The organism is Microbacterium sp. CFBP 8794 (assembly GCF_014841235.1).
In the GTDB taxonomy this organism is placed as follows: domain Bacteria; phylum Actinomycetota; class Actinomycetes; order Actinomycetales; family Microbacteriaceae; genus Microbacterium.
This window is the reverse complement of record NZ_JACYTT010000001.1, coordinates 481,367-505,063: the sequence shown is the minus strand read 5'-3', so window position 1 is coordinate 505,063 and position 23,697 is coordinate 481,367. Positions and strand designations below refer to the sequence as shown.

General features: G+C 70.8%; 23 protein-coding genes. 11 read left to right on the top strand and 12 right to left on the bottom strand.

Annotated features, from left to right (window positions below):
* Positions 1-5: 5 nt before the first annotated feature.
* Positions 6-527, bottom strand: a complete 522-nt coding sequence (locus IFU19_RS02290) for a hypothetical protein (protein ID WP_192012815.1) — start codon at positions 525-527, stop codon at positions 6-8.
* A 32-nt stretch (positions 528-559) separates the two neighbouring features.
* Entirely contained in the window at positions 560-859 is a 300-nt protein-coding gene (locus IFU19_RS02285; RefSeq protein ID WP_192012814.1) for a hypothetical protein, read from the bottom strand.
* A gap of 1,097 nt (positions 860-1,956) precedes the next feature.
* Here IFU19_RS02285 and IFU19_RS02280 point away from each other — a divergent pair.
* Positions 1,957-2,895, top strand: coding sequence for a 5'-nucleotidase (locus IFU19_RS02280; protein WP_342343363.1), 939 nt, complete (start codon positions 1,957-1,959; stop codon positions 2,893-2,895).
* A gap of 187 nt (positions 2,896-3,082) precedes the next feature.
* Here IFU19_RS02280 and IFU19_RS02275 read toward each other — a convergent pair whose 3' ends face one another.
* Complete coding sequence (locus IFU19_RS02275; RefSeq protein ID WP_192012812.1) at positions 3,083-4,159, bottom strand: alkene reductase; 1,077 nt, start codon at positions 4,157-4,159, stop codon at positions 3,083-3,085.
* A 394-nt stretch (positions 4,160-4,553) separates the two neighbouring features.
* Between IFU19_RS02275 and IFU19_RS02270 the strand changes: the two genes are divergently transcribed.
* The 4 genes from IFU19_RS02270 to IFU19_RS02255 all read left to right on the top strand — a co-directional run bounded on the left by IFU19_RS02270 (position 4,554) and on the right by IFU19_RS02255 (position 8,056).
* Entirely contained in the window at positions 4,554-4,706 is a 153-nt protein-coding gene (locus IFU19_RS02270) for a PLDc N-terminal domain-containing protein (protein ID WP_156784863.1), read from the top strand.
* 112 nt (positions 4,707-4,818) lie between these two features.
* The gene (gene pdxH, locus IFU19_RS02265; RefSeq protein WP_192012811.1) at positions 4,819-5,466 is read left to right on the top strand and encodes a pyridoxamine 5'-phosphate oxidase; all 648 of its coding nucleotides are present in this window, start codon (positions 4,819-4,821) and stop codon (positions 5,464-5,466) included.
* Between the two features lie 196 nt (positions 5,467-5,662).
* Positions 5,663-6,820 (top strand): GTPase family protein, encoded by a 1,158-nt coding sequence (locus IFU19_RS02260; protein WP_055832444.1) that lies wholly within the window; start codon positions 5,663-5,665, stop codon positions 6,818-6,820.
* Between the two features lie 576 nt (positions 6,821-7,396).
* The gene (locus IFU19_RS02255; RefSeq protein WP_192012810.1) at positions 7,397-8,056 is read left to right on the top strand and encodes a HEAT repeat domain-containing protein; all 660 of its coding nucleotides are present in this window, start codon (positions 7,397-7,399) and stop codon (positions 8,054-8,056) included.
* 12 nt (positions 8,057-8,068) lie between these two features.
* On the opposite strand, the gene IFU19_RS02250 is transcribed toward IFU19_RS02255, so the two are convergent.
* Positions 8,069-9,007, bottom strand: coding sequence for a DUF1295 domain-containing protein (locus tag IFU19_RS02250; RefSeq protein WP_192012809.1), 939 nt, complete (start codon positions 9,005-9,007; stop codon positions 8,069-8,071).
* A complete protein-coding gene (locus tag IFU19_RS02245) occupies positions 9,004-10,845 on the bottom strand; it encodes an AMP-dependent synthetase/ligase (RefSeq protein WP_192012808.1) in 1,842 nt (613 codons plus the stop codon). The genes IFU19_RS02250 and IFU19_RS02245 overlap by 4 nt, the downstream gene beginning before the upstream one ends.
* A 260-nt stretch (positions 10,846-11,105) precedes the next feature.
* Here IFU19_RS02245 and IFU19_RS02240 point away from each other — a divergent pair, with 260 nt between their 5' ends.
* From IFU19_RS02240 to IFU19_RS02230, 3 genes are all read left to right on the top strand, one after another.
* Entirely contained in the window at positions 11,106-12,290 is a 1,185-nt protein-coding gene (locus IFU19_RS02240; protein ID WP_191916040.1) for an acyltransferase family protein, read from the top strand.
* 9 nt (positions 12,291-12,299) lie between these two features.
* Complete coding sequence (locus IFU19_RS02235; RefSeq protein WP_156458665.1) at positions 12,300-12,458, top strand: hypothetical protein; 159 nt, start codon at positions 12,300-12,302, stop codon at positions 12,456-12,458.
* Between the two features lie 157 nt (positions 12,459-12,615).
* Positions 12,616-14,106: an SDR family NAD(P)-dependent oxidoreductase gene (locus IFU19_RS02230; protein WP_374754285.1), complete on the top strand. Its 1,491-nt coding sequence runs from the start codon at positions 12,616-12,618 to the stop codon at positions 14,104-14,106.
* A gap of 496 nt (positions 14,107-14,602) precedes the next feature.
* Here IFU19_RS02230 and IFU19_RS02225 read toward each other — a convergent pair whose 3' ends face one another.
* The 3 genes from IFU19_RS02225 to IFU19_RS02215 form a co-directional block, all read right to left on the bottom strand.
* Complete coding sequence (locus IFU19_RS02225; RefSeq protein ID WP_055832454.1) at positions 14,603-15,010, bottom strand: NUDIX hydrolase; 408 nt, start codon at positions 15,008-15,010, stop codon at positions 14,603-14,605.
* A gap of 251 nt (positions 15,011-15,261) precedes the next feature.
* Positions 15,262-16,590, bottom strand: coding sequence for an FtsX-like permease family protein (locus IFU19_RS02220; RefSeq protein ID WP_192012807.1), 1,329 nt, complete (start codon positions 16,588-16,590; stop codon positions 15,262-15,264).
* A complete protein-coding gene (locus IFU19_RS02215) occupies positions 16,587-17,360 on the bottom strand; it encodes an ABC transporter ATP-binding protein (protein ID WP_192012806.1) in 774 nt (257 codons plus the stop codon). The genes IFU19_RS02220 and IFU19_RS02215 overlap by 4 nt, the downstream gene beginning before the upstream one ends.
* A 250-nt stretch (positions 17,361-17,610) precedes the next feature.
* Here IFU19_RS02215 and IFU19_RS02210 point away from each other — a divergent pair, with 250 nt between their 5' ends.
* The gene (locus IFU19_RS02210) at positions 17,611-18,243 is read left to right on the top strand and encodes an acyl-CoA synthetase (protein WP_192012805.1); all 633 of its coding nucleotides are present in this window, start codon (positions 17,611-17,613) and stop codon (positions 18,241-18,243) included.
* Positions 18,240-18,662 carry an amino acid transporter gene (locus IFU19_RS02205; protein WP_249405303.1) on the top strand — a complete coding sequence of 141 codons (423 nt, stop codon included), beginning with the start codon at positions 18,240-18,242 and terminating at the stop codon, positions 18,660-18,662. The genes IFU19_RS02210 and IFU19_RS02205 overlap by 4 nt, the downstream gene beginning before the upstream one ends.
* Positions 18,663-18,880: 218 nt before the next feature.
* Here IFU19_RS02205 and IFU19_RS02200 read toward each other — a convergent pair whose 3' ends face one another.
* From IFU19_RS02200 to IFU19_RS02185, 4 genes are all read right to left on the bottom strand, one after another.
* Positions 18,881-19,921 (bottom strand): zinc-dependent alcohol dehydrogenase family protein, encoded by a 1,041-nt coding sequence (locus IFU19_RS02200; protein ID WP_192012804.1) that lies wholly within the window; start codon positions 19,919-19,921, stop codon positions 18,881-18,883.
* Between the two features lie 212 nt (positions 19,922-20,133).
* Positions 20,134-21,513, bottom strand: coding sequence for an adenylosuccinate lyase (gene purB / locus IFU19_RS02195; RefSeq protein ID WP_070408966.1), 1,380 nt, complete (start codon positions 21,511-21,513; stop codon positions 20,134-20,136).
* A gap of 27 nt (positions 21,514-21,540) precedes the next feature.
* The gene (locus tag IFU19_RS02190; protein ID WP_055935022.1) at positions 21,541-22,047 is read right to left on the bottom strand and encodes a low molecular weight protein-tyrosine-phosphatase; all 507 of its coding nucleotides are present in this window, start codon (positions 22,045-22,047) and stop codon (positions 21,541-21,543) included.
* Between the two features lie 34 nt (positions 22,048-22,081).
* Positions 22,082-22,486, bottom strand: a complete 405-nt coding sequence (locus tag IFU19_RS02185) for a phage holin family protein (RefSeq protein ID WP_055832467.1) — start codon at positions 22,484-22,486, stop codon at positions 22,082-22,084.
* A 120-nt stretch (positions 22,487-22,606) separates the two neighbouring features.
* Between IFU19_RS02185 and IFU19_RS02180 the strand changes: the two genes are divergently transcribed.
* On the top strand, positions 22,607-23,683 hold the full coding sequence (locus IFU19_RS02180) for a histidinol-phosphate transaminase (protein WP_055832469.1): 1,077 nt from the start codon (positions 22,607-22,609) through the stop codon (positions 23,681-23,683).
* Positions 23,684-23,697 lie beyond the last annotated feature (14 nt).

The window sequence follows — 23,697 nt, the reverse complement described above, 5'->3', positions numbered from 1 at the left end:
GATGCTCACACCGATCGCGCGGCGGAAGAAGACCCCGCCACGGGCTCGCTGCTCCCCGCTTTCCCCCTGTCCGCACGCGCCCTCACCGGAGGGGCGAGCAGAATCACACTCGTCGTCGCGAGCAACAGCGCGGTCCACAGGCCATTTCCGGGGACTCCATCGGCGCTTCCCCAGTGCACCCAGAAGGCCCCAGGATCGAGAAGCGGACATGCCATCGCCATCGTCGCGACAGCCGCGAGGCCGACGGGAACGCGAGATACTCCGCGGAAGATGACGAGGGCGGTGACGAGGGCTGTCAGAACGACCCAGAGATCGAAGACGGGAGCGGATGTGTACGACGACATCGCTTCGGCGCAGGACGGGTTCATGTTCTCCCTGTCAGCGCCGGCGCACCCCGCCCAGTGCGTCGCCGACTGCCAGGTCAGCCACAGCGAACTTCCCACCAGGAGCACCGCACAGACGATGACCGTGAACCGACGAACCCGTGGACGAAGCTCCATGTTCAGGATGCTAGACGCTTCAAGCACGGGACTATCAGCCTTTCGATCGGGTGAATTGGTCAGCACGAGCGCAGCGCTCGGATGTTCGCGCCGACGTTGTTGATCTTGTACCAGACGCCGTAAGAACGGGTGTTCCTGTAGTCGACAGTGCCCCCGAAGCCCGGACCGACCTTCATGTACAAGCACGACCTCGGCGGGACGTAGACCGCGTCCCAGTCGTAGAAGCGACCATTGGAGTCCTTGGAGATGTCCGAGACGCGGTTGCCGGGCAGAGTAGCTGTGACCCCGCTGGTTGTGCCGACAACGTCGCTGTAAGTCGGGTGGAAGTTTGTCGCGATCCGCACGTCGTTGCCCGACATGTTGTAAACGGTTCCGCAGCCGATGCGGGTGCTGGCCGTGCACCGCGCGTCCGTCGCATTTGCCGGTGCCGCTCCGAGGACCCCCCACTGAGCAGGCGAGGGTGAGGGCGATCGCCGCCGCCATCACCCTGCCTCGCGAACGTGGTGCCACTTCGACCGTGCCTTCAGTAGTCGTCATTTCCGTCTCCTCTCAGGCGTCACGGTGGCGCCCGACACAAACGCAGGGGATGCAGGAAATCGAGAGCCGACGAGACCTTGACGACTGGGCCGCACGGAGTGTCACTCACCCGGTGGTGTCGAAGAGCGGACTGACTTCGGCGCGCGAGGAGGACCGTAGATTCCGGGGGAGCTGTGAGGCGGAGTGGATCCGGGGGATCGAAGACGCGTGGACCAAATGTTGTGGAAACATCTCGAGGCAGTTGTTTCAAGCACGGAGCGCGACAGGTCGCTCCCAGGAGAACGTGGCTAACGAAGCCGACCTCGCCGTCCGTACGTATCGACGACTCGAGACAGGCGCCGGAAGATCGACAATCGATTCGCTGCTCCGTGCAATGGTCGCGCTAAAGCTGGACCACCTCGATCTGGGGCCCGTTACGACCAACGTCACGGGTTCGCCAGCCTCTGCCCCGCCCTCTTCAGGATGTCCCACCTGCCCGCTTCACTCCCCGGGTCGGCTCCCGACGGCTCCGGAAACACACACCGGCGAGAGGTGAGGGATAGCTGACCACACCCGGGGGGCACGGAAGAACTCGGCTGGAGGAGGCGCCCGTATTGCCATAGCCCGAGCTGGAGGCATCCATGACGGTTGCGGCGAAAGCGCAATGCAGGGGAAGGACCGGTTGCGCGGGCCACTACCGGTTTTGACCTCCATCCGCGCTCGACTCCTCTACGTACCGATGGCAGCGGCATCGTGGCCGCCCCACTCGGAACAGTGGCCCCACTGGATAAATGCCAGCGAGGTCGCCTTCTCGGAGGTGATGAATCAACACGGAATGCCGTGGCATCCAGCGCCTCTTGTGAACGGACTCGGGCTCGGAGTAGGCGAGGCGAGCGCGTTTGCTAGCGTGAGTGAATCTGAGAGCAATGGGAGGATGCAAGTGGCAGGTTACGACCTGGAGAAAATGCTCGTAGTCGGGGTTGCGTCAAGTGCACTATTCGATCTGTCTGCAGCGGATGCTGTCTTCAAGAAAGACGGAGAGGACCGTTACCGCGAGTACCAAGAGGAACACATCGCGGAGCCACTTAAACCGGGTGTGGCGTTCGCCTTCATTCAACGCCTTCTCTCTCTGAATGATCTCTCTGAAGACGGCCATCCTTTAGTTGAGGTAATCGTCTTGTCGCGAAATGATCCTGAAACTGGTCTTCGGGTCATGAGATCGATCGCGCATCACGGACTCGGCATCTCGCGAGCCATATTCATGCAGGGGCGGTCGCCGTACGCGTATATGGGCGCACTGAACATGTCGCTCTTTCTATCTCAAAATGAACGGGACGTACGAGTTGCGCTGGAGATGGGTTTCGCCGCAGGCCAGGTCGTCGGCACCCCGGCAGCCGACTCCAATGGTTCCGACTTGCGCATCGCGTTCGACTTCGACGGTGTGCTGGCGGACGACTCGTCGGAACGAGTCATGCAGTCAGACGGGCTGCCAGCGTTCCATGCGCACGAGACCGAGCACCTGGAAGAACCGCTGCCGGAAGGCAGGCTTTCGGAGTTCCTGCGCGGAGTCAACCGCATCCAGGACATAGAAGAGAGGCGGTCCGCTGCCGAGGCGTCTTACAATCGGCGAGTGCACGTGGCGATCGTTACTGCTCGTAACGCCCCATCGCACGAGCGAGTGATCCGAACACTTCAGTCGTGGGGAGTCCGAGTTAACGATGCTTTTTTCCTCGGCGGTATCGAGAAAGCGAAGGTCTTGCGTGTGCTCAAGCCCCACATCTTCTTCGATGACCAGCTGAAGCATTTGCAAGAAGCTGCGGACGAGGTCCCGAGTGTGCACGTCCCGTTCGGGGTTATCAACGAGGCAAAAGATACTTGACCGCAGGAGAGGCTGAGGCTGAAGAAAACTAACCCTAGACGTGCTGCGGGACATCCGGAACTTCGTCACGCGCGAGTTCGTAGAGTGGCAGCAGCCTCGCTCGGGCATGACCGTCAAGCGCGACCGCCCCGTCGCACAGGAAAGGGCCCCGCGCGATTAAATCGCGCGGGGCCCCAGCCTCTAAGACTCAGCCCTGGAGGTAGGGGTAGTCCGTGTAGCCGCGCTCGTCGCCGCCGTAGACCGACGCCTGGTCGACCTCGTTCTCGTCGGCGCCCTGCTCCCAGCGCGTGACGAGGTCGGGGTTGGCGATCGCGGGGCGACCGACGGCAACCAGGTCGGCGATGCCGTCGTCGACGGCCGAGACGGCCTCGTCGCGCGTGGTGACGCTCGAGAAGCCCGAGTTCACGATGAACGTGCCGCCGAAGGTGCGGCGCAGGTCCTGGATCAGGTCACCGGCGGGGTCGGCGTGCAGCACGCTCAGGTAGGCGAGGCCGAGGGGAGCCAGACCGGCGAGCAATGCCTCGTAGGTGGCGCGGGTTTCGGCTTCGTCCTGCTCCCACACGTCCTGGATGTTGTGGGCGGGCGAGATGCGGATGCCGACGCGACCGGCGCCGATCTCGGCCACGACGGCCTCGGCGACCTCGATGACGAAGCGGGCGCGGGCCTCGGGCGACCCGCCGTACTCGTCGGTGCGCTGGTTGGAGGCGGGGGAGAGGAACTCGTGCAGCAGGTATCCGTTGGCGCCGTGCAGCTCAACGCCGTCGAAGCCGGCATCCACCGCCTTACGGGCGGCGGCGACGAATTCGTCACGCACCGTGGCGAGTTCGGAGGTCTCGAGCGCGTGCGGCTCGGCGTAGGCGACCTTGGTGCCGTCGGCCAGGCGCGTGTCGCCCTGGATCGCGATCGCCGAGGGGGCGACGATGCGGTCGGTGCCGGTGATGTCGGGGTGCGTGACGCGTCCGCCGTTCATCAGCTGCATGAAGACGGTGCCGCCCTCGGCGTGTACGGCCTCTGCCACCTTGGCCCAGCCGGCGGCCTGGGCGTCGGTGACGATGCCGGGCTGTCCGGGGTAGGCCCGCGACTCGTCGCTCGGGAAGACGCCCTCGGTGACGAGGAGGCCGATGCCCGCGCGCTGTGCGTAGTACTTCGCCACGATCGGGCCGGGAACGCCGTCGGCCGACGCGCGCAGGCGGGTCATCGGGGCGAGCGACACGCGGTTTCGAACATCGACATCGCCGACGGTGGTGGGGTGGAACAGGCTCACGGGAGTCCTTTCGTGAGGGGAGGAGGTCACGCTTGCTCAACGGGAGGAGGCGGAGACCTATTCCACCGGGGGCGCACGGAGGAGCGGGGTGGGTTGACCCGGACGCGCACGGACGTTCGCTTCGCGGCGGGCACTCCTCCGCGGGCATCGAGCCGGGGCGGGCTGCTCCGCGCGACGGCATCGCGGGCTACCGACACGAACCCGCGGAACATTCATGAGACGCGCATGAGAACGCGGGTTCACCCCTGGTATCCGGGGATTCGACGGACTAGCGTCGTCTCCCGTTCTCGGCATCAGACTCGTCGACGACAGTCGGCACCACGCAGAAGACGAAGGGCGACGTGATCGTGACATTCGAAGCGACCATCCCCGCGTGGCCGGCGGTGCTCCAGTGATGGCGCGCGCCCCCTGGAACAGGCCGGGCGAATCCCCGCAGACGCGTCGTCTGCGCATCGCGCTGTTCTGGAGTGCGGTCGTGCTCGTCGTGGCGTTCGTCGGAATCCTCGTGTACTTCGTCGTGGGGTCGGCCCGCATCGCCGGCCTGTGAGCTCGGCGCTTCGGTGAGGCGAGGCCCGCGGCCGTTCTGTGCCGTCGGGCCCGCCTCGCCGTTGTGGCTGCGTACGATGGGCCTCCCTGCACACGCTCCGGAGGACTGCGCGATGACCGAGAACCCCCTCGCCCACCGCCTCGACTACGCCCTCGACGCGCTCGACGACGGCGCGTTGAGCGCCTCGCCCATGGAGCTCTTCGAGCGCTGGCTCGCCGACGCGGCCGATCTGCCTGAGCCGAACGCGATGGTGGTCTCGACGGTGGATGCCGAGGCCCGACCGACCTCGCGTACCGTGCTGCTGCGTGGCATCGACGACGACGGCGCGCTGTGGTTCTTCACCAACCGCCTGTCGCGCAAGGGCCGCGCGCTCCACGAGAACCCTTCGGTGTCGATCGTGTTCCCCTGGTACGCGTTGCAGCGCCAGGTCATCGTGCTCGGTACGGCGACGCCGCTGCCGCCCGAGCGTGACGACGCGTACTTCGCCTCGCGGCCCCGCGCTTCGCAACTGTCGGCCTGGGCGAGCCACCAGTCGGAGCAGGTGGCATCCCGAACCGCCCTCGAGGAGCAGATGGCCCGGATCGGCGCCCGATTCGCCGACGACGAGTCTGTGCCGCGCCCCCCGCACTGGGGTGGATACCGGGTCGAGCCGCGCGAGATCGAGTTCTGGCAGGGTCGTCCCTCGCGACTGCACGACCGCATCGTGTTCTCACGCGACGACCCGGCGGGGGAGTGGGCGGCGTACCGGCGGCAGCCGTGACGACGCCTTCATGAGCTGAGCGCGGGTCAGCCCTGAGCGCGAACATGCCCGGACACACGGCGCCCTTCCTGCTCGCCTGACCGTCACCGCCGATCACGTTCGTACTCGGGACACCGCGCGGCGCCGATGTCCATGGGCGGTCCCGGGGTCGCGTCGAATGCGACACTGACGAGACATGCACGAGCGAGGGGGCGCAATGGCGAAGAAAGACGCGAAGAAGCCCGCGATCGACGAGAAGGCGTTCGTCGACGCGTCGTCGGAGGCGCGGTCGCGCTACGGCCGGTTCAATCTCGCGATCGTCGGGACCTCCGGAGTGGGCAAGTCGTCGCTCGTCAACGCCGTGTTCGGGCGCGATTGGGCGAAGGTCGGACGAGGGCTCCCGGTCACGCGCGGGGTGCAGTTCTACAGCGACGACTCCCTCGGCATCTGGGACGTCGAGGGCTTCGAGATCGGATCGCCCATTCCGCCCGATCAGCAACTCCGAAACCACCTCGACGCGATCGCGGCGCACTCCGGCGACCACCAGATCTCGGTCGTCTGGTACTGCGTGAAGGCCAACGACGATCGCCTCACGCCCGCCGATATCGCCATGATCCGTGAACTCGACGCCCGTGGACTTCCCGTCATCCTGGTGCTCACCAAGGTCGATTGGATCAAGAACCCGATCACGGGGCATCAGAGCGTGGCCAAAGACGTGGAGGCCTTCGTCGACTGGCTGAACGACCCGACGGATGCCGCGACCGGCGAGCGCCTACGTGTGCCGTATCGGCGCGTCATCCTCACCTCTACGCGCGACCGGCACGGGAAGGGGAAGGGGCACGGCCTCGGTGACCTTGTCACCGAGACGCTCGCCCTCGCTCCCGAGCGTGACAAGGACGCCTTTCGCATCGCACAGCGCCTCAACCTCCCGTGGAAGCGCGAGATGGCTCGCCCCATTATCGCGGCGGCGGCCGCGGCAGCCGCGGGAGCGGCGACCGTTCCGCTTCCTGTCTCGGATGCTTTCACTCTTGCGCCGATCCAGCTCACGATGATGGGGCGGATCGCCGCGGTCTACGACCTCGAGGTCAAGACGATGCTCTCGGCCGGGGCCCTCGCCCAGTTCGGCGTGCAGGTGGCGGGTCGGGCTCTGGCGACGAGCTTCCTGAAGCTGATCCCCGGCGCCGGCGTCGTGGTGAACGCGGCGGTGGCGGGCGCCCTCACGGCGGCGACCGGGGAGAGCTGGCTGAGGATCTGCGAACTGCTGCACACGGGCAAGATCGACGTCCGCAAGCTCGACCAGGAGTGGGCCAAGTACGCGCCGAACTTCATGGACGTCGCTCGGAAGCTGATCGAGCGGCGGGTGCTGAAGAAGTAGCGCAGTCCGCGTCGGCGGCGCCGCGGGCGGCCCGGTGGTGGCCGCGCGGGTGACGTGTTGGGCGGAGGGCGAGGGGCGAGCGGAGGGCGGATGCCGTTGAGGCGTCCTCCCGTGGTCCCGTGCCCTCCGCTGGTCACGGTTTCCGCGGGCGGCCCGGTGGTGGCCGCGCGGGTGACGTGTTGGGCGGAGGGCGAGGGACGAGCGGAGGGCGGATGCCGCTGAGGCGCCCTCCCGCGGTCCCATGCCCTCCGCTGGTCACGGTTTCCGCGGTGCGGCCCGGCGGTGGCCGCGCGGGCGACGTGTCGGGCGGAGGGGCAGGGATGAGCGGAGGGTGGATGCCGCTGAGGCGCCCTCCCGTGGTCCCGTGCCCTCCGCTGGTCACGGTTTCCGCGGGCGGCCCGGTGGTGGCCGCGCGGGTGACGTGTTGGGCGGAGGGCGAGGGGCGAGCGGAGGGCGGATGCCGTTGAGGCGTCCTCCCGTGGTCCCGTGCCCTCCGCTGGTCACGGCTCCCCGCGCCGCAACCGGTGAAGCCTCACGACCCCTACGGCCCCGCCGCGTGAAACGCTGGGAGGCACCATGACCGACGAAACCCCCGCTGACCGCCTCCGCGCCGCCCTCGAACACTCCGATGCGTCCGCGCGACTGCAGGCCGCGCTCGCCGCGGGAACGCGGCCCGACGACAGCTACGTCGCCGAGCTGGTGGCGCGGTGCGCTGTCGAGCCCGACTTCTTCGTGCGCGACATGCTGACCTGGGCGCTCACGCGGCACGACCCGGCCCGCACCGTGCCGGCGCTGCTTCCCGAAGTGGCATCCGAGGTCCCCCAGGCGCGCAGCCAGGCGCTGCACACCCTGTCGAAGATCGGCGACCCCGCGGCGTTCACGGCGATCACCCCGGCGGTGCTGCGCGATCGGCACCCCGAGGTGGCGCGGGCGGCGTGGCGAACGGCATCCGGGCTCGTTCCCGACGGCGAGCACGAGAGCCTCGCCGACGAACTGTCGACCCAGTTCGGGCGCGGCGACCACGACACACAGCGCAGCCTCAGCCGCGCGTTCGCCGCCATCGGATTCCGGGCCGAGGCGGCCGTCGAGCGCGCGGCCGCGTCGCCCTACGACGTCGTGAGCGCCCACGCGCGGGCCACGGCGATCGTCATGGACGACCCCGACACCGAGTTCGCCGAGGCCGTCGTCGAAGCGCGGCGGGTGGTCGCGCAGCGGGCGCTCCCCGCGCAGGGGTGACGCCTCCAGGACTTACCGCCGCGCCGCCTTTGTCGACGGCGCGGTGAGCGAAGGGATCAGCACGGGCGTGCTGTCGCGGTACGCGCGGTAGTCGGCGCGCTCGCCCCAGCGCTCGTCGGCGCGCTTCTCGAGCAACGGGATGCCGCTGACCCGGGTGAGCAGAAGGATGACGAAGAGCGGCGAGAGGACCGCGATCCACTGCCACCCCTGCAGCACCGGCACCGCGACGAGGAAGACGCCGACCCACACGAGGATCTCGCCGAAGTAGTTGGGGTGGCGCGAACGCGACCACAGACCCGTGCGGATGAACTCGCCCTTGTTCGCCGGGTCGGCGCGGAACGCCTGCTTCTGCAGGTCGGCGACCACCTCGAGCACCATTCCGAGCAGCCAGACCACGATGCCCGCCGCGGCGAAACCGTCGAGGGGCGCCCGGTCGGTGGCATCCGCGCTCATCGCGATCCACGCGGCCGAGGCGGTGAGAGCGACCCACAGGCCCTGGATGCACCACACCTGGAAGAAGCGCAGCGGCTTCGTCTTGATCTCGTCGAACCGTCCGTCGGAGCCCGAGCGGTGCACGCGCGCGAAGAGGAATGACCCCAGGCGCGCGGCCCACAGCACCACCATGGCGGCGAGGATCCACCCGCGGGCATCCTGCGCGGGCGCGAGGAACGCCAGTGCGACCGACACCGAGATGAACGTCAGGCTGCCGGTGAGGTCGAAGAACCGCTCGGTGCGGCGGAGCGCCGAGGGCACGAAGACGAGGAACTGGATGACGAAGGCGGCGGCGACCGCGAGCGCGAACACCGGGATGCCACCGACCTGCGCGCCGCGATGGCTGCCGGCGACGGCGACCCCGGCGCCGATGGCGAGGGCCACGACGACGGCGACGATGGCCGTGCGGTTCTGCGTGTCGGCGGACCCGCTGGTGGTGGGGGGAACGGGTGCGGTCATGATGCGGCTCCTCGGTACAGGGTGTCGATCGTGTCGGCGGCGCGATGCAGCACCTCGCGGCGCTTGATCTTGAGCGTGGGGGTGACGAGCTCGCGGTCGTCGAGGTCGGCGAGCACGAGGGTGAACCGGCGCACCTGCTCGCTGCGCGCGACGAGGGCGTTGGCGGCGTCGACGGTGGACTGCAGGTGCGCGCACAGGAGCGGCTCGTCGATCGCGCGCAGCTCTCCCGGTGAGCCGGGCTCGAGCACCTCGCCGTTCGCAGCGGCCCACGCGGCGGACTGCTCGGGGTCGAGGATGAGCAGGGCCGAGAGGTAGGGCTTGCCCTCACCGACCATCACGGCGTGCTGCACGAGCGGACTCGCCTCGACGGCGCCCTCCCAGCGGGCGGGGACCACGGTCTTGCCGTTCGAGGTGACGATGACGTCTTTCAGGCGGCCTTCGAGGATCAGGCGCCCTCCGTCGTCGATGCGGCCCAGGTCTCCCGTGCGGAAGAAGCCGTCGACGAAGGCCTCGGCGTCGTGGCGGGGGTCGCGGTACCCGGCGAACACGCCCACCCCGCGAGCCAGCACCTCGCCCTCGGCACTGATGCGCACCGTCGAGCCGGGCAGCGGAAGCCCGACCGTGCCCGAGACGATGCGGCCGGGCAGGTTGCCGGTCAGCGGCGCGGTGGTCTCGGTGAGCCCGTAGCCCTCGATGACCGGAACCCCGATCCCGCGGAAGAACAGCGACAGGATGCCGTCGAGGGTCGCCCCGCCCGACAGGATGTAGCCGACTCGTCCGCCCATCACCGCGCGCAGCCGCGAGTAGAAGAGCGCGTCGAAGACGGCGGCGCGCACGCGGAGGCCGAGGGGAACGCGGCGGCGATGGCCGGCATCCTGCTTCTCGGCGAAGCGTCCGCGGGCGACGGCCGTCGACACGGCGCGCGCCCAGACCCGGTCCAGACCCTTCGCGGCCGCCTTGTCGGCGGCGGCGGCCTGGATCTTCTGCAGCACGCGCGGCACCACGACGAGGAACGTCGGGCGCAGCACCGCCAGGGCGGGCACGACCTTCGCCGGGTCGGAGAGGTGAGCGATGCGCATGCCGCTGGCGATGCAGATCAACTGCAGGCCGCGGGCGAGTACGTGCGCGAGCGGAAGGAAGATGATCGTGTTGCCCGTCGGGGTGACCACCTCGCGGTAGGCCGCGGCGATGTTGAGCACCTGCCCGAGGAAGTTCGCGTGCGTGAGCACGGCGCCTTTCGGCTCGCCCGTCGTGCCCGAGGTGTAGACGATCGTCGCGGGGTCGTCGTGCCCCGCGAGCGTGCGCCGGCTCTCGAGCTCGGCGTCGGAGACGTGCGCACCGAGCACTAGGAGGTCGTCGAGGGAGGGGATGCCATCGACTCCCCGCATCGCCCAGGTGCCGAGCGCGTCGGTCTCCGCCTGCGCGAGCGCCGCGTGCAGCAGGTCGGCGTGCGCGCGCGACCCGGCGACGGCCAGGCGCACGCCGGCATCGCGCACGATCGCATCGACTTGCGAGGCCGACGAGGAGTCGTAGACCGGAACGACGACGCCGCCGGCGAACCAGGTCGCGAGATCGGCGACGGCCCACTCGTAGCGTGTCGGAGCCATGATGGCGACCGTGTCGCCCGCGGCGAGGCCGGCGCCCATCATTCCCTTGGCGAGAGTGCGCACGTCGTCGAGGAACGCGGCGGTCGTCACCGGGCGCCACGACGAGGCGTCGTCGGTGGGCACCTCGAACGCGACGTGCTCCGGGGCTTCGGCCGCTCGAAGCGCGAGCAGGTCGGTCACGTTGGCGAACGCGTCCAGGCTCGCCAGCGCAGGCGTGGTCGTCTCGAGCATGTGTCCTCCGGTGCGAGTGCGCGGCCATAGGAGCGACAGGCCGCCGATCAGTGTTCGGAGGAGTGCGCGAATCGGATGGGTACTGCGTGCGAGGGAGGGGAGGAAGGGAGGGGCCCCCCGTCAAGCCCCGACCTTTTCAGGCATCTCCTCAACGCGGAGGAGTACCGTCTCATCCGGTCTGCGCGACTGCACGTGCTCAGGTCGACTCCTCTGGCGTCGTCGACGAGCACGGGGTCGCGCCCGAACACGAGACGGAGGCGATGACCATCAGCACGATGACCGCCTCCGCGCCGACCGTGCAGCGCTCCGCGGCCGAGGCCGCCCCCGGCCCCCTCTCGCACGTGCGCAACCTGCCGTCGCTCACGGGGCTGCGCTGGGCGACCGCGATGCTGATCTTCGGCCACCACATCATGGCGGTCGAGTACTTCGGCGGGAACGCCGGGGTCGTGTGGGGCGTGCTGTTCGAGGCCGGCAAGACCGGGGTGACGCTGTTCTTCATCCTCTCGGGCTTCGTGCTGGCGTGGGGCTACAAGCCGCAGCAGTCGGCGCGGTCGTTCTGGTGGCACCGTTTCGCCCGCGTCTATCCCCTGCACCTCGTCGGCGTCGGGCTCGCGCTGGTCGCCGCGGCGACACTGGTGCCCGAGATCCGCGCCGACGGCGCGGCGCCCGTCGTCGCCAACGTCCTCCTCGTCAACGGCTGGGTGCCCGACTGGTGGCAGGCGGGCAACCCCGCGAGCTGGTCGCTGGTGTGCGAGGCGTTCTTCTACCTGAGCTTCCCGTTCCTGATCCGCCCCCTCGTGCGCGCGTCGAACCGCACCCTGGTGGTGGTGGTCGTGGCATCCCTTGTTCTCGTGGCCCTCATGCCCCAGATCGCCGCGGTGTCGCCGGTGCCCCTGTCGGCCGCATCGACACCGCTGCTGCGCATGCCCGAGTTCGTCATCGGCGTGAGTCTGGCGCTGCTGATGAAGAACAGTGACTGGCGTCCGGTGCGCCTCGCGCTCGCGGTGCCGCTCGCCCTCGCCGGATACGCGCTGTCCGAGGCCCCGACCCTTCCCGGCACCGACGTGCACCCCGGCCTCGCCGCGACGGTGGGCTTCTTCGCCCTGCTCGTCGCCTCGCTCGCGGACGCCGACGCCCGGTCGAACTCGACGTTCCTGGCCCGGCCGCTCTGGCAGGAGCTCGGCCGTGTCTCGTTCGCGTTCTACCTGGTGCACCTGCTCGTGATCGCGTCGGTGTCGTCGGCCTGGCCCGACGGGCATCCGCAGCTGCCGTGGCGGCGCGCGGTCCTGCTCGCGCTCGCCGCGTTCGGCATCGCCCTGGCGATCGCCTGGGTGCTGCACAAAGCGGTCGAGGTCCCCGCGCAGCGGTGGCTGCTGCGCCGCGATCGGGCACGCGCGACGGCTCGCTCGACCGCGACGCTGGCGACGACCGACGCCCGCCGGTAGCATCGCCGGATGTTCTCGGCCGTCGGCGGTGCCCACCTGCTCATCCTGTTGCTCACCTGGGGCCTCGGTCTCGTGGTGGTCGGCGCAGCGCTGTACGTGGTGGTGCGCCTCGCCGTGCTCGCCGCGCTGAAGGCGCACACGCGGTGGATCGACGGCGGGAAGCCCTAGCCGCGTCACCGGAACGGGCGCGGCGTCCGGAACAGGCCGGTCCGAGCCGCCGCCGCGTCCGGCCCATTCGCCGTTCAGCAACGCCTCGGTACACTTCCCTGTGCCCGAAACGCCCCCGAACCCCGATCTCGACGCCCCTCACGACGTGCCGCGCGACGTGCCGCGCGACGTGGCGACCGACTCGGCCCTCGATGCCGGGGCCGCGGCATCCATCGATCCGACCGAGCTCGAGATCGCGCTGCGCGTCATCGACGCCGCCGCATCGCTCGACCCCGAAGACCCCGCATACATCGCCCTGCGCCGCCAGACCGGAAAGCTCTACAAAGACGTCAAGCGCCAGTCGCGCCGTGAGAAGCGGCAGCGCATCGCCGACGCCGACCGCGCGGTCGTGGCCGCCACCGCGACGGGGGCCGCCGACCGCATCGACGACGAGACCCGCGGCATTCCGCTGGCGACCCGCGCGACCACACCGTTCGCGGGCGAGCTGATCAAGGCGCGCGCCTGTTACATCTGCAAAGAGGACTACACCCTCGTCGACGCGTTCTACCACCAGCTCTGCCCCGACTGCGCGGCCATGAGCCATGCCAAGCGCGACGCCCGCACCGACCTCACCGGAAAGCGCGCGCTGCTCACCGGCGGTCGCGCCAAGATCGGCATGTACATCGCGCTGCGCCTGCTGCGCGACGGCGCGCACACCACCATCACCACGCGCTTCCCGCGCGATGCGGTGCGGCGCTTTTCGTCGCTGCCCGACAGCGCCGACTGGATCCACCGGCTCAAGGTCGTCGGCATCGACCTGCGCGACCCCGCCCAGGTGATCGGACTCGCCGAGTCCGTGGCATCCGCGGGCCCGCTCGACATCCTCATCAACAACGCCGCGCAAACCGTGCGGCGCTCGCCGGGGGCATACAAACCCCTGGTGGATGCCGAATTGGCACCGCTTCCCGACGGCCCGCTGCCCGAGTTGCTCACCTTCGGCCACACCAACGACGCCCACCCGCTCGCGCTCGCGCAGTCGGTGTCGTCGCATCCGATCCTCGCGGCCGCCGCCCGCACCGCCGACGAGCTCACCGCCGAGGCGATGGCTGCGGGCTCCTCGTCGCTCGACCGTCTGGCCGCGGGCACCGCGATCGACGCGGGCGGCCTCGTGCCCGACGAGGACCGCATCAACAGCTGGACGCAGCACGTCGACCAGGTCGAGCCGCTCGAGATGCTCGAGGTGCAGCTGGCCAACATGACCGCGCCGTTCCTGCTCGTCAGCCGCCTGCGCCCGGCCATGGCCGCCTCGACCGCCGAGCGCAAGTACATCGTCAACGTCTCGGCGATGGAGGGCGTGTTCGGCCGCGGATACAAGGGCCCCGGCCACCCGCACACCAACATGGCCAAGGCCGCGCTGAACATGCTCACCCGCACGAGCGCGCGCGAGATGTTCGAGAGCGACCGCATCCTCATGACGGCTGTCGACACCGGCTGGATCACCGACGAGCGCCCGCACTTCACCAAGGTGCGACTCGCCGAGGAGGGCTTCCACGCCCCGCTCGACCTCGTCGACGGCGCCGCCCGCGTGTACGACCCGATCGTGCGCGGCGAGGCCGGCGAAGACCTCTTCGGCATCTTCTTGAAGGACTACCGCAAGAGCTCGTGGTGAGGTCGGCCGCGGGTCGCGTGCCGCGCGGTTGAGTGTCCGTGACACGCCGCGCTGGCGGGTCGCGCGCCGCGCGCCCGGGTGTTGAGTGTCCGGAACACGCCGTGCGGCCGGGGGGCTTTGCGGCGTGTCTTGGACGCTGAATGGTGGTTGGACCGCCCGCGGGGGTGTGACGCTGTCGCGTCGCGCGCGTTGTTGGTGCGCCGCGCTGCCGCGCCGTGCCCCGGTGTTGAGTGTCCAGGACACGCCGTGCGAGCGGGGTGCTTTGCGGCGCGCCTTGGACACTCAACGGCGGTTGGACCGCGCGCGGGGTGTGGCGGTCGGCGGCGGTGCGTTGGTGAGCCGTCACGTCGGTGCGGTTCGCCGCGGCGCCGCGCTGGGCGTCGCTCGGTCGCTGCCGCGTCCCGCCCAGTGTTGAGTGTCCGGAACACGCCGTGCGGGTGGCGGGCTTTGCGGCGTGTCTTGGACACTGAACGGCGGTCGGACCGCCCGCGGGCGCTCAGGCGGGCAGGAAGAACTCGCGGGCGAGGGGGGCGATCTCGAGCCCGGATGCCGTTGCGGCGGTGACCCAGCGGAGTTCGGCGATCTCGGCATCCGGGATCGGCTGCTGGTCGCCGATGTCGACGCGGAACACCTCGGCCACGACCTCGAAGCCCGGCTCGTTCGCGGCGCTCGCGGTGAAGGATCCGAGCGGCTCGAGCGTGTCGGGCGAGACGCGCACGCCGATCTCTTCAGCCAGCTCGCGGGCGAGCGTCTCGGCTGGCGTCTCACCGGGGTCGGGCTTGCCGCCGGGCTGCATGAACGCGGTCGTGCCGGCCTTGCGCACGACCAGCAAGCGGCCTTCGGCGTCGGTGATGACCGCGGCCGAGACGTGGATACGGCGCGGGGGAGTGGCATCCGGGATCACTCCGGCACGGTAGCACTCACCCGGGCGCGGGAAGGATCGTCGAGTGTCCAGGACATGCCGCTGCGCGTGGGGTGGGTGCGGAGTGTCTTGGACACTCGACGGCGTGTGGGCGAGGTGCGAGGGAGCCGCTCGCGCCGATTCGCTCACGACCCACGCCGCCGCAGCCCCACCCGCGCGCCCCCGCAGCCGCGCCTCCGCAGCCCCGCCACTGCGCCGCCACGGCCGCGGCCCCGCTCCTGCCCCCGTCCCCGTCACGCCGCGCTGCGGCGGATCCCGTTCACGATCGGCCGCGTCGACGCCAGGGCGGCGGCGACCAGGGCAAACCCGGCGGCGAACGTGAGCACGATCGTCAGCACCGCGAGCGGGGCGACGAGCAGGCTGATCCCGACGACGGGCGCGGCGAGCATCAGGCCGAGGGCCGCGCCTCCGACGGCGGCCCAGCGCAGCGGCACCATCACCGTCAGGCGGCGGGCGCGGCGGAGTTCGGCATCGGGGATGCCGAGGCGGTCGAGCCCCACGATCAGCTCGCGCTCCTCGAGCACCGACGCCGCCTGGGTGACGCCGACCGCGCAGGCGAGCAGCACGAAGGCGATGCCGAGGGTGACGAGCACCCCGGTGCGGATGTCGGCCATGAGGGGCCCGGCCTCGGACGCGACGTCGGCGATCGCCAGACCGGAGCCCGCGACGACGGCGATGAACGACACGAGGGCCATGCCCGACACCCGGCGCCACGCGGGGCCGGCGTGCGCGGCGAGCTCGCGGCCCGCGACGAGCTGGGCGGCGGTGCGGGCGCGGCGGGCCATCGCGCGCCCGCGGGCGGCGATGATCGGGGCGCCGATGAGGTTGAGCAGACCCAGCGCTCCCGCGAACAGGGCGAGCAGCACGGCGACGCTCACGGCGGGACCGACCAGCTCGCCCACGACGCTGAAGTTCGACACCAGCGCCACGACGCCCGCGATCAGGATGCCGCCGGTCACGAACGCCGCAGTCTTCTTCGGCGGGGCCTCGCTGCGGGTGCGCACCCCCAACGGGGTCACGGTCACGCGGCGCAGGCTCGCCGCCGCGCTCACCGCGCCGATCAGCACGACCGCGGCGAGCACGGCGGCGCCGAGCAGCGGGTCGACGGCGACGGCGGCGATGCCCACGGGCCCGCCGAAGAACGGCAGCAGACCCACCAGCGGCAGAAGCGCACCGTAGAGGACGACACCGGCGACGGCTCCGGCCGCGGCGATGACCGTCGCCTCGAGCACCGTCAGCGACCACAGCTCACGTCCGCTCGCGCCGAGCAGTCGCAGGGTCGCGAGGCGGTCGTTGCGCCGGCGGCTGGTCAGGCGCGCGGCCGCGGCTCCCAGCGTGACGAGGGGGACGGCCAGCAGCACCAGGGCGAGCACGGCCAGGATGCCGTAGAAGCCGCCCTCGTCCGCCGTGCGCGGGTCGACGAGGAACATGCGGGCGCCCCCGGCGACCACCAGCAGCAACGCGGTGGTGACGGCAAACGCCACGACGGGCAGGGCGATCGCCGCGCGACCCTGCCGGGCGGGACGCGACAGCAGGCGGGTGAGGGGGACGACGGCGCTCATCGGTCGAGACCCGTCGAGAGCGATGCGGCACCCGGAAGCGTCGCGGTGGCGGAACCGGCGCCCGACGCCGTGGCATCCGCCGCCGAGTCCGCGACGATGCGCCCGTCGCGTACCTGCACGATCCGCGAGCAGCGGCGGGCCACGTCGGCGTCGTGCGTGACCATCACGAGCGTGCGCCCCTGCCCGGTCGTCGCGTGCAGCAGCGCGGTCAGCACCTCGGCCGAGGTCGTCGAGTCGAGGGCGCCGGTGGGCTCGTCGGCGAAGACCACCGGGGCACCCGTGACCTGGGCGCGGGCGATCGCCACGCGCTGCGCTTGGCCGCCCGAGAGCTGGCCGATGCGGCGGTCCTCCATTCCGGCGAGTCCCAGGGCGGCGAGCCAGCCGGCGGCGTGGCGTTCGGCATCCGGTCGGCGCACGCCCTTCAACAGCAGCGGCAGGGCGGCGTTCTCGACGGCGGTGAGCTCGGGAAGCAGCAGGTGCTGCTGGAAGACGAAGCCCAGCGACTCGCGGCGCACGCGGGCGCGCTCGCCCTCGCCGAGTCCGACGAGTTCGCGGGCTTCGACGCCGGGGGCGCTGAGTACGACGGAGCCGGAGTCGGGGGCGATCACGGCCGCGAGGCAGTGCAGCAGCGTCGTCTTGCCCGAGCCCGAAGCGCCCATGACGGCGACGGACTCGCCGCCGCGGATGGTCAGCGACACGTCGTCGAGGGCGCGCAGCTCTCCGTAGCGCTTGACGAGGCCGGTGGCGGTGAGGACGGGGGAGGAAGTCATGCCTCCATTCCAGCGAGAGGGGGCGGGTGGGTCGTCCGTCGGGGGAGGTATCCGGGTCGGCCGCGAGGACGATTCCCGGGCTCGGTCGCCTCATAGCGCTCGAAGACCGCGCCGAGACGAGGCTCCCGTCGGCGTCGACCGTCAACGCAACCCAGGGCCCCGGGCGTCTCGACGTCGAGCGGCCCCGAGGTCCGCACAGGTGCCGAGGAATAGACTGGATGCCATCGACTCCGCCTCTCCGGGACTCTCCGTGACCACTCCTTCCTCCGTGCGCTCGTTCGACCTGCGCCACGTGCAACTCGCGCGCGCCCTTTTCGCGGCGCTCGCCGCCGTCATGGTGACGTTCTCCCCGGATCACTCGGCGCCCCTCGGGCTCGGCGTGTTCAGCGGATTCGCGCTCGCCACGGGCCTCGTCTTCGCCCTGTCGGCCTGGCTCGTCTTCCCCCGCGCCGAGCGCGCGACTCCCGTACTGCTCGCGGTCGTCTCGATCCTCGCGGGCCTGGCGAGCAGCGTTCCCGCGTGGCGCACCACGGGCTTCTTCTTCGGCGTCATCATCGCGTGGGCTCTGCTCACCGGGCTCATCGAACTGCTGGGGGCACGGCGCGATCGCCGCGCCGGCCGCACCGACGGTGTGCGCGACGGGGTGCTCATCGGCATCCTGAGCCTGGTTCTCGGCGCCGCACTGCTGCTGCCGTTCCAGCAGTACACGCTCGACTACAGCATCGCCGGGGCGGGCTCGTTCACCCTCACCGGAATCACCATCGCCGTGGGACTCTTCGGCGGATACGCGGCGGTCGTCGCCGTGTTCCTGGCCATCGCGGGCTTCTCACCCCGCCGCCCCGAGGCCGCTCCGGCCCTACCTTCGGAAGAGGCCGCGTCATGACCGACAAGCCCACCCGCCGCGACCTGATGAAGCCCGTTCAGCTTCTGGGCCTCGCCTTCGTCGCCGCTCTGTTTGCAGGCTTCGTCACGCTCATGTCGATGGGGTTCTTCCAGACCCGGCCCGCCGAAGAGATCCAGCGCGCCCTCGTCGTGGCGGCGGTGGCCGCGGGAGCGACGTTCATCGTCACGCTCGTAAGCGTGGCGCTGATGCTGCTCATGGTCGACCCCTCGAAGGTCACCGCGACCATCGACCGTCCGCTGCTGCTGCCGACGGATGATCAGGATGCCGCTCCCACCGGCGCGGCGGCGGCCCCTGCGGCACCGAACCCGGCGGCGACCACCGACCCCACGGACGCGAAGCGACCGACCCGGAGCGCCGCAGACGGACCCGACGGCGACACCGCCGCCCCGAAGGCCTGACGTCTACCGCATCGCGCCCGCGCGGTGACGGGCGGAGGGCCTGGGACGAGTGGAGGACTCAGCGCCGAAATCGGTACTCCCTCGGCCACATCTCCTCCGCCGAGCACCGATCCCGGCCGGATTCCGCCCCCGGAGCGCGCCAGCCGTGCGTCGGCTTCTGCCCCGCACCGACCTCGGCGCGTACCGACCGTGACGCTGGGCGCGTGCCGCCCCCGCGCTCAGGCCCGACGCGGGTCGATCATCGTCATGCCCGCCGGTGACGCGGAGTCCATGCCCGGCAGCAGCGTCGCGGCTTCGCCGAGGCCGATGACGCGCTCGATGAGGTCGTGCGGGCGCAGGGCGCCGCTCTCGATGAGCGAGAGCATCTCAGGGTAGTCGACCGCGGCCATGCCGTGGCTGCCGAGCAGGTCGAGTTCCCACGCGATCACGCGGGCCATCGGCATCGACGTCATGCCGTCGGCCGTGGGCAGCAGGCCGATCTGCACGTGGCGTCCGCGGCGCCGCAGGCTCAGCACCGCGTCACGGGCCGTCTGCGCGCTGCCGACCGCGTCGACCGAGACGTGGCTTCCTCCGCCGGTGAGCTCGTGCACCGCCGCGGCGATGTCGGAGCCGTCGGCGACGAGGGCGTGCTCCGCGCCGAGGCGCCGCGCCGCGTCGAGGGCGGCGGGAGTGCGGTCGACGGCGATCACGCGCGCGCCGAGGGCGACGCCGATCATCACCGCGCTGAGTCCCACCCCGCCCGCGCCGACCACGGTGATCCACTCCCCGGCCGTCACGCGCGCGCGGCCGGTGAGGGCGCGGTACGCCGTGGCGAAGCGGCAGCCGAGGGCCGCGGCCGCCTCGAAGGAGACGTCGTCGGGGATGCGCACGACGTTGGTGTCGGCCGCGCGCAGCACCACCCGCTCCGCGAACGATCCCCACTGCGTGAAGCCGGGCTGCTGCTGGTCGGGGCACACCTGCGCGTGGCCGCCGAGGCACCACTCGCACGCGCCGCAGCCCATCACGAACGGCACGGTCACGCGGTCGCCGACGCTCCAGCGCTGGACGCCATCGCCCACCTCGACGATCAGACCGGCCAGCTCATGACCGGGAACGTGCGGCAGCGACACGTCGTCGTGGCCGACCCAGGCGTGCCAGTCGCTCTTGCACAGGCCGGTCGCGTGCACCTCGACCACGACGCCGCCCGCCGGGGCGGTCGGGGCCTCGACCTCGCGCACCTCGAGCGGCTCGGCCAGGGCATCCATGATCATCGCGCGCATGGCATCCATTGTCCCAGGGCGCGCGGGGCGCGACCGGTGCCGCGGGGCGGGGGTGATCGCGGGGGCTCAAGCATCGACCGCACCCGGATGCCGCGAGACACCGTGCGGGCGTGATCGACGCTCAGCAACAGACGCGCCCGCGCAGCGCGAAAAGCAACGGAGCGCCCGCGCCGCTCGATCGCGAGACGCGCCCGCGGAGCGCCCGCGACGCCTTAGAGCGCGTCGACCACCTTCGACGCCAGCCCCGCGTACGCGGCGGGCGTGAGCGCGAGCAGGCGCTCCTTCGCGGCGTCTCCGATGTCGAGGCCGCGCACGAACTCCGCCAACTCGGCGCCGCCCACGCGGCGACCGCGCGTGAGGTCTTTGAGCAGGGCGTAGGGGTCGGTGATGCGCGAGCGACCCGCGGCGATCTCGGCGCGCACCACGGTCTGGATGGCCTCGGCGAGTACCTCCCAGTTCACGTCGAGGTCGGCCAGCAGCACCTTCTCGGCGAGCGAGATCTCGGTGAGCCCGCGCTGCAGGTTGTCGAGCGCGAGCAGTGAGTGGCCGAAGGCGACCCCGATGTTGCGCTGGGTGGTCGAGTCGGTGAGGTCGCGCTGCAGGCGGCTGGTGACGAGGGTGGATGCCAGGGTGCCGAACAGTCCGCCGGCGATCTCGAGGTTCGCCTCGGCGTTCTCGAAGCGGATCGGGTTGATCTTGTGCGGCATGGTCGACGACCCCGTGGCGCCGGCAACCGGGATCTGCGTGAAGTAGCCGAGCGAGATGTAGGTCCAGATGTCGGTGGCGAGGTTGTGCAGGATGCCCCCCGCGTGCCGCGCGCGGTCGTACAGCTCGACCTGCCAGTCGTGCGATTCGATCTGCGTCGTGACCGGGTTGAAGCCCAGGCCGAGCGACTCGATGAACGTGCGCGTGAGCTCGGGCCAGTCGACGTCGGGCTCGGCGGCGACGTGCGCCGACCACGTGCCGGTGGCGCCCGAGAACTTGGCGAGGTACTCCCCGGCGTCGAGCTGGCGGATGACGCGCTCGAGGCGCCACGCGAAGACGCCGATCTCTTTGCCCATGGTGGTGGGCGTGGCGGGCTGGCCGTGGGTGCGCGAGAGCATGGCCGCGTCGCGGTGCTCGACGGCGAGCTCGGCGAGGGCGGCGGTGACCGAGCGGAGCTTCGGCAGCCACACGCGCTCGACCGCGCGCTGCACGGTGAGGGCGTAGGCGGTGGAGTTGATGTCCTCGCTGGTGCACGCGAAGTGCGTCAGCTCGGCGAGCGCCGTCAGCCCGAGGGTGTCGAGCCGGTCGCGCACGAGGTACTCGACGGCCTTCACGTCGTGGCGGGTGACGGCTTCTTTCTCTTTGAGCCAGGCGATCTCGTCGGCGCCGAACTCCTCGTACAGGGCCCGCAGACGCGTGCGGTCGGCGTCGGACACGGGCGAGGTGCCGAACAGCGAACGGTCGGTCAGGGCGAGCAGCCATTCGACCTCGACCTCGACGCGGGCGCGGTTCAGGCCCGCCTCCGACAGGTAGTCGCCGAGTTCTGCGACGGTGGCGAAGTAGCGGCCGTCGAGGGGGCTGAGGGGCTGCGGAGGCAGAGAGGACACGGGTCTCCCGGGGATCGCGCGAACGGGTCAGCCCGCGGTACGGATGGCGGGCTCGAGCTGTCGGAACAGGGCTCGGCTTGCGCGTTCGATCATACCGAGCACCTCGTCGAACATCGGGGCCCCGGCGTAGTACGGGTCGGGCACGTCGAGGGTGTCGGCATCGGGGAGGAACGACTGCAGCAGCGCGATCTTGTCGGCCGCGTCGTCGTCGTGCGCCCAGCCGCGCAGCACGCGCTCGTGGCTGCGGTCGAGCGCCACGACCAGGTCGTTGTGCTCGAAGTCGGCGTACTGGAACTGCCGCGCGCGGTGCGAGGAGCCGTCGTAGCCGTGGCGGTCGAGGACCGCGAGGGTGCGGTGGTCGGCGCGCTCGCCCACGTGCCAGTCACCGGTACCGGCCGAGCTCGAGGCCACGCGTGACGAGAGCCCCGAGATTTCCGCGAGACGGCGGAACACCACGTCGGCCATGGGGGAGCGGCAGATGTTGCCGCTGCACACGAACACGACGCGGAAGGGCGCGTCGGCACTCGCGGTCATCCCCCCATCATGGCGGGGAAGCGCTTTTCGCGCATCAGCGGCGTGAGCGCTCTTCTTTGCGCGGGCGCAGCAGCCCACCGAGGATGGCGTTGATGATGCCGATGAGCAGGGCCGCGACGGCGGTGAGCCAGAACTCGCCGGTGCGCAGGCCCCAGTCCCAGTTCTCGGTGATGACGGCCGTCAGCCACAGCAGGAATCCGTTGATGACGAGCGAAATGAGTCCGAGCGTGAGGATGTAGAGCGGGATCGCGACGAACTTCACCACCGTGCCGATGAGGGTGTTCACGAGCGCGAAGATGAGCCCGACCACCAGCACGGTGAGGGCGACCTGCAGGGCCTCGCCCGGCGCGAACGGAATGAGCCGCACCTGTAGGGCGGGCAGCAGGGTGACGATCCAGATGGCGAAGGCGTTGACGGCCACGCGAACGACGAAGCGCATGCCTCCACCTTGGCACGGACGGGGCGCTGCGCCCGGGACCGATCCCGCTCCGCGGGCTGTGGAGAAGCCGTCGAAAGAGGGGACTGACGCGCGCGGGGGCCTCGCGGTTAGGCTCGCGGGGTGAGTGACGAGCCGGTTCTGCCCCGTATCCGCCCCGAGATCGCCGCGCTGCCGGCGTACCGCCAGGGGCGTCAGGCCAGCCCCGACGCGTTCAAGCTGTCGAGCAACGAGAACCCGTTCGACCCGCTCCCCGGGGTGCTCGAGGCGATCCAGGGAGCGACGGGCATCAACCGGTATCCGGATGCCACGGCCGCCCGCCTGCGCGAACGTCTCGCCGCACGCCACGGCGTCTCGCCCGACGACGTGCACGTCGGCGCCGGCAGCGTGTCGCTGCTCGCGCAGCTGCTGCTGGCGACCTCGGGTCCCGGCGACGAGGTCGTGTACGCGTGGCGCTCGTTCGAGGCCTACCCGTCTCTGGTCGCCGTCGCCGGGGCGACGAGCGTGCCGGTGCCGCTCACCGCGGACTTCCGTCACGACCTGCCCGCGATGGCCGCCGCGGTCACCGATCGCACGCGCCTGATCATCGTGTGCAGCCCGAACAACCCGACGGGCCCCACCGTCACCCACGACGAGTTCGCCGTCTTCGTCGACTCCGTGCCGGCCGACGTGCTCATCGTGCTCGACGAGGCCTACGCCGAGTTCGTCACCGACCCCGCGTCGGTCGAGGGCGACCGCGTGCGCGCGATCATCGCCCGCCCCAACATCGTGGTGCTGCGCACCTTCAGCAAGGCCTACGGTCTGGCGGGCCTGCGCGTCGGATACGCCATCGGCCACACGCGCGTGCTCGACGCCGCGCGCAGCACGGCCATTCCCCTGTCGGTGACGGCCGCCGCCGAAGAGGCCGCGCTCGCGAGCCTGCGCGCCGAGTCGGAACTGCTCGAGCGCGTCACCGTCATCGCCCAGCGCCGCGACGGTCTCGTCGCGCGTCTGCGCGAGGCGGGCTGGCCGGTGCCCGACGCCCAGGGCAATTTCGTCTGGCTCCCCGCGGGGGAGCGGGCGGTCGAGGTCGCCGCGGCGTTCGAAGAGGCGGGCTTGGTCGTGCGTCCCTTCGCGGGCGACGGCGTGCGCATCTCGATCGGTGAAGAGGAGTCCCTCGACCGGATCGTCGAGGCGGCGGCCTCCGTCGCTCCGCGCTGACCGGGTGCGGCGTT

Bases quoted from the DNA above. Each gene is read 5' to 3' on its own strand.
- IFU19_RS02235 (WP_156458665.1), top strand. From the start codon at position 12,300: ATGTTCTCGGCCGTCGGCGGTGCCCACCTGCTCATCCTGTTGCTCACC.
- IFU19_RS02250 (WP_192012809.1), bottom strand. From the start codon at position 9,007: ATGACCGCACCCGTTCCCCCCACCACCAGCGGGTCCGCCGACACGCAG.
- IFU19_RS02245 (WP_192012808.1), bottom strand. From the start codon at position 10,845: ATGCTCGAGACGACCACGCCTGCGCTGGCGAGCCTGGACGCGTTCGCC.
- IFU19_RS02285 (WP_192012814.1), bottom strand. From the start codon at position 859: ATGTCGGGCAACGACGTGCGGATCGCGACAAACTTCCACCCGACTTAC.
- IFU19_RS02220 (WP_192012807.1), bottom strand. From the start codon at position 16,590: ATGAGCGCCGTCGTCCCCCTCACCCGCCTGCTGTCGCGTCCCGCCCGG.
- IFU19_RS02215 (WP_192012806.1), bottom strand. From the start codon at position 17,360: ATGACTTCCTCCCCCGTCCTCACCGCCACCGGCCTCGTCAAGCGCTAC.
- IFU19_RS02205 (WP_249405303.1), top strand. From the start codon at position 18,240: ATGACCGACAAGCCCACCCGCCGCGACCTGATGAAGCCCGTTCAGCTT.
- IFU19_RS02185 (WP_055832467.1), bottom strand. From the start codon at position 22,486: ATGCGCTTCGTCGTTCGCGTGGCCGTCAACGCCTTCGCCATCTGGATC.
- IFU19_RS02255 (WP_192012810.1), top strand. From the start codon at position 7,397: ATGACCGACGAAACCCCCGCTGACCGCCTCCGCGCCGCCCTCGAACAC.
- pdxH (WP_192012811.1), top strand. From the start codon at position 4,819: ATGACCGAGAACCCCCTCGCCCACCGCCTCGACTACGCCCTCGACGCG.
- IFU19_RS02190 (WP_055935022.1), bottom strand. From the start codon at position 22,047: ATGACCGCGAGTGCCGACGCGCCCTTCCGCGTCGTGTTCGTGTGCAGC.
- IFU19_RS02260 (WP_055832444.1), top strand. From the start codon at position 5,663: ATGGCGAAGAAAGACGCGAAGAAGCCCGCGATCGACGAGAAGGCGTTC.
- IFU19_RS02200 (WP_192012804.1), bottom strand. From the start codon at position 19,921: ATGCGCGCGATGATCATGGATGCCCTGGCCGAGCCGCTCGAGGTGCGC.
- IFU19_RS02240 (WP_191916040.1), top strand. From the start codon at position 11,106: ATGACCATCAGCACGATGACCGCCTCCGCGCCGACCGTGCAGCGCTCC.
- IFU19_RS02270 (WP_156784863.1), top strand. From the start codon at position 4,554: ATGGCGCGCGCCCCCTGGAACAGGCCGGGCGAATCCCCGCAGACGCGT.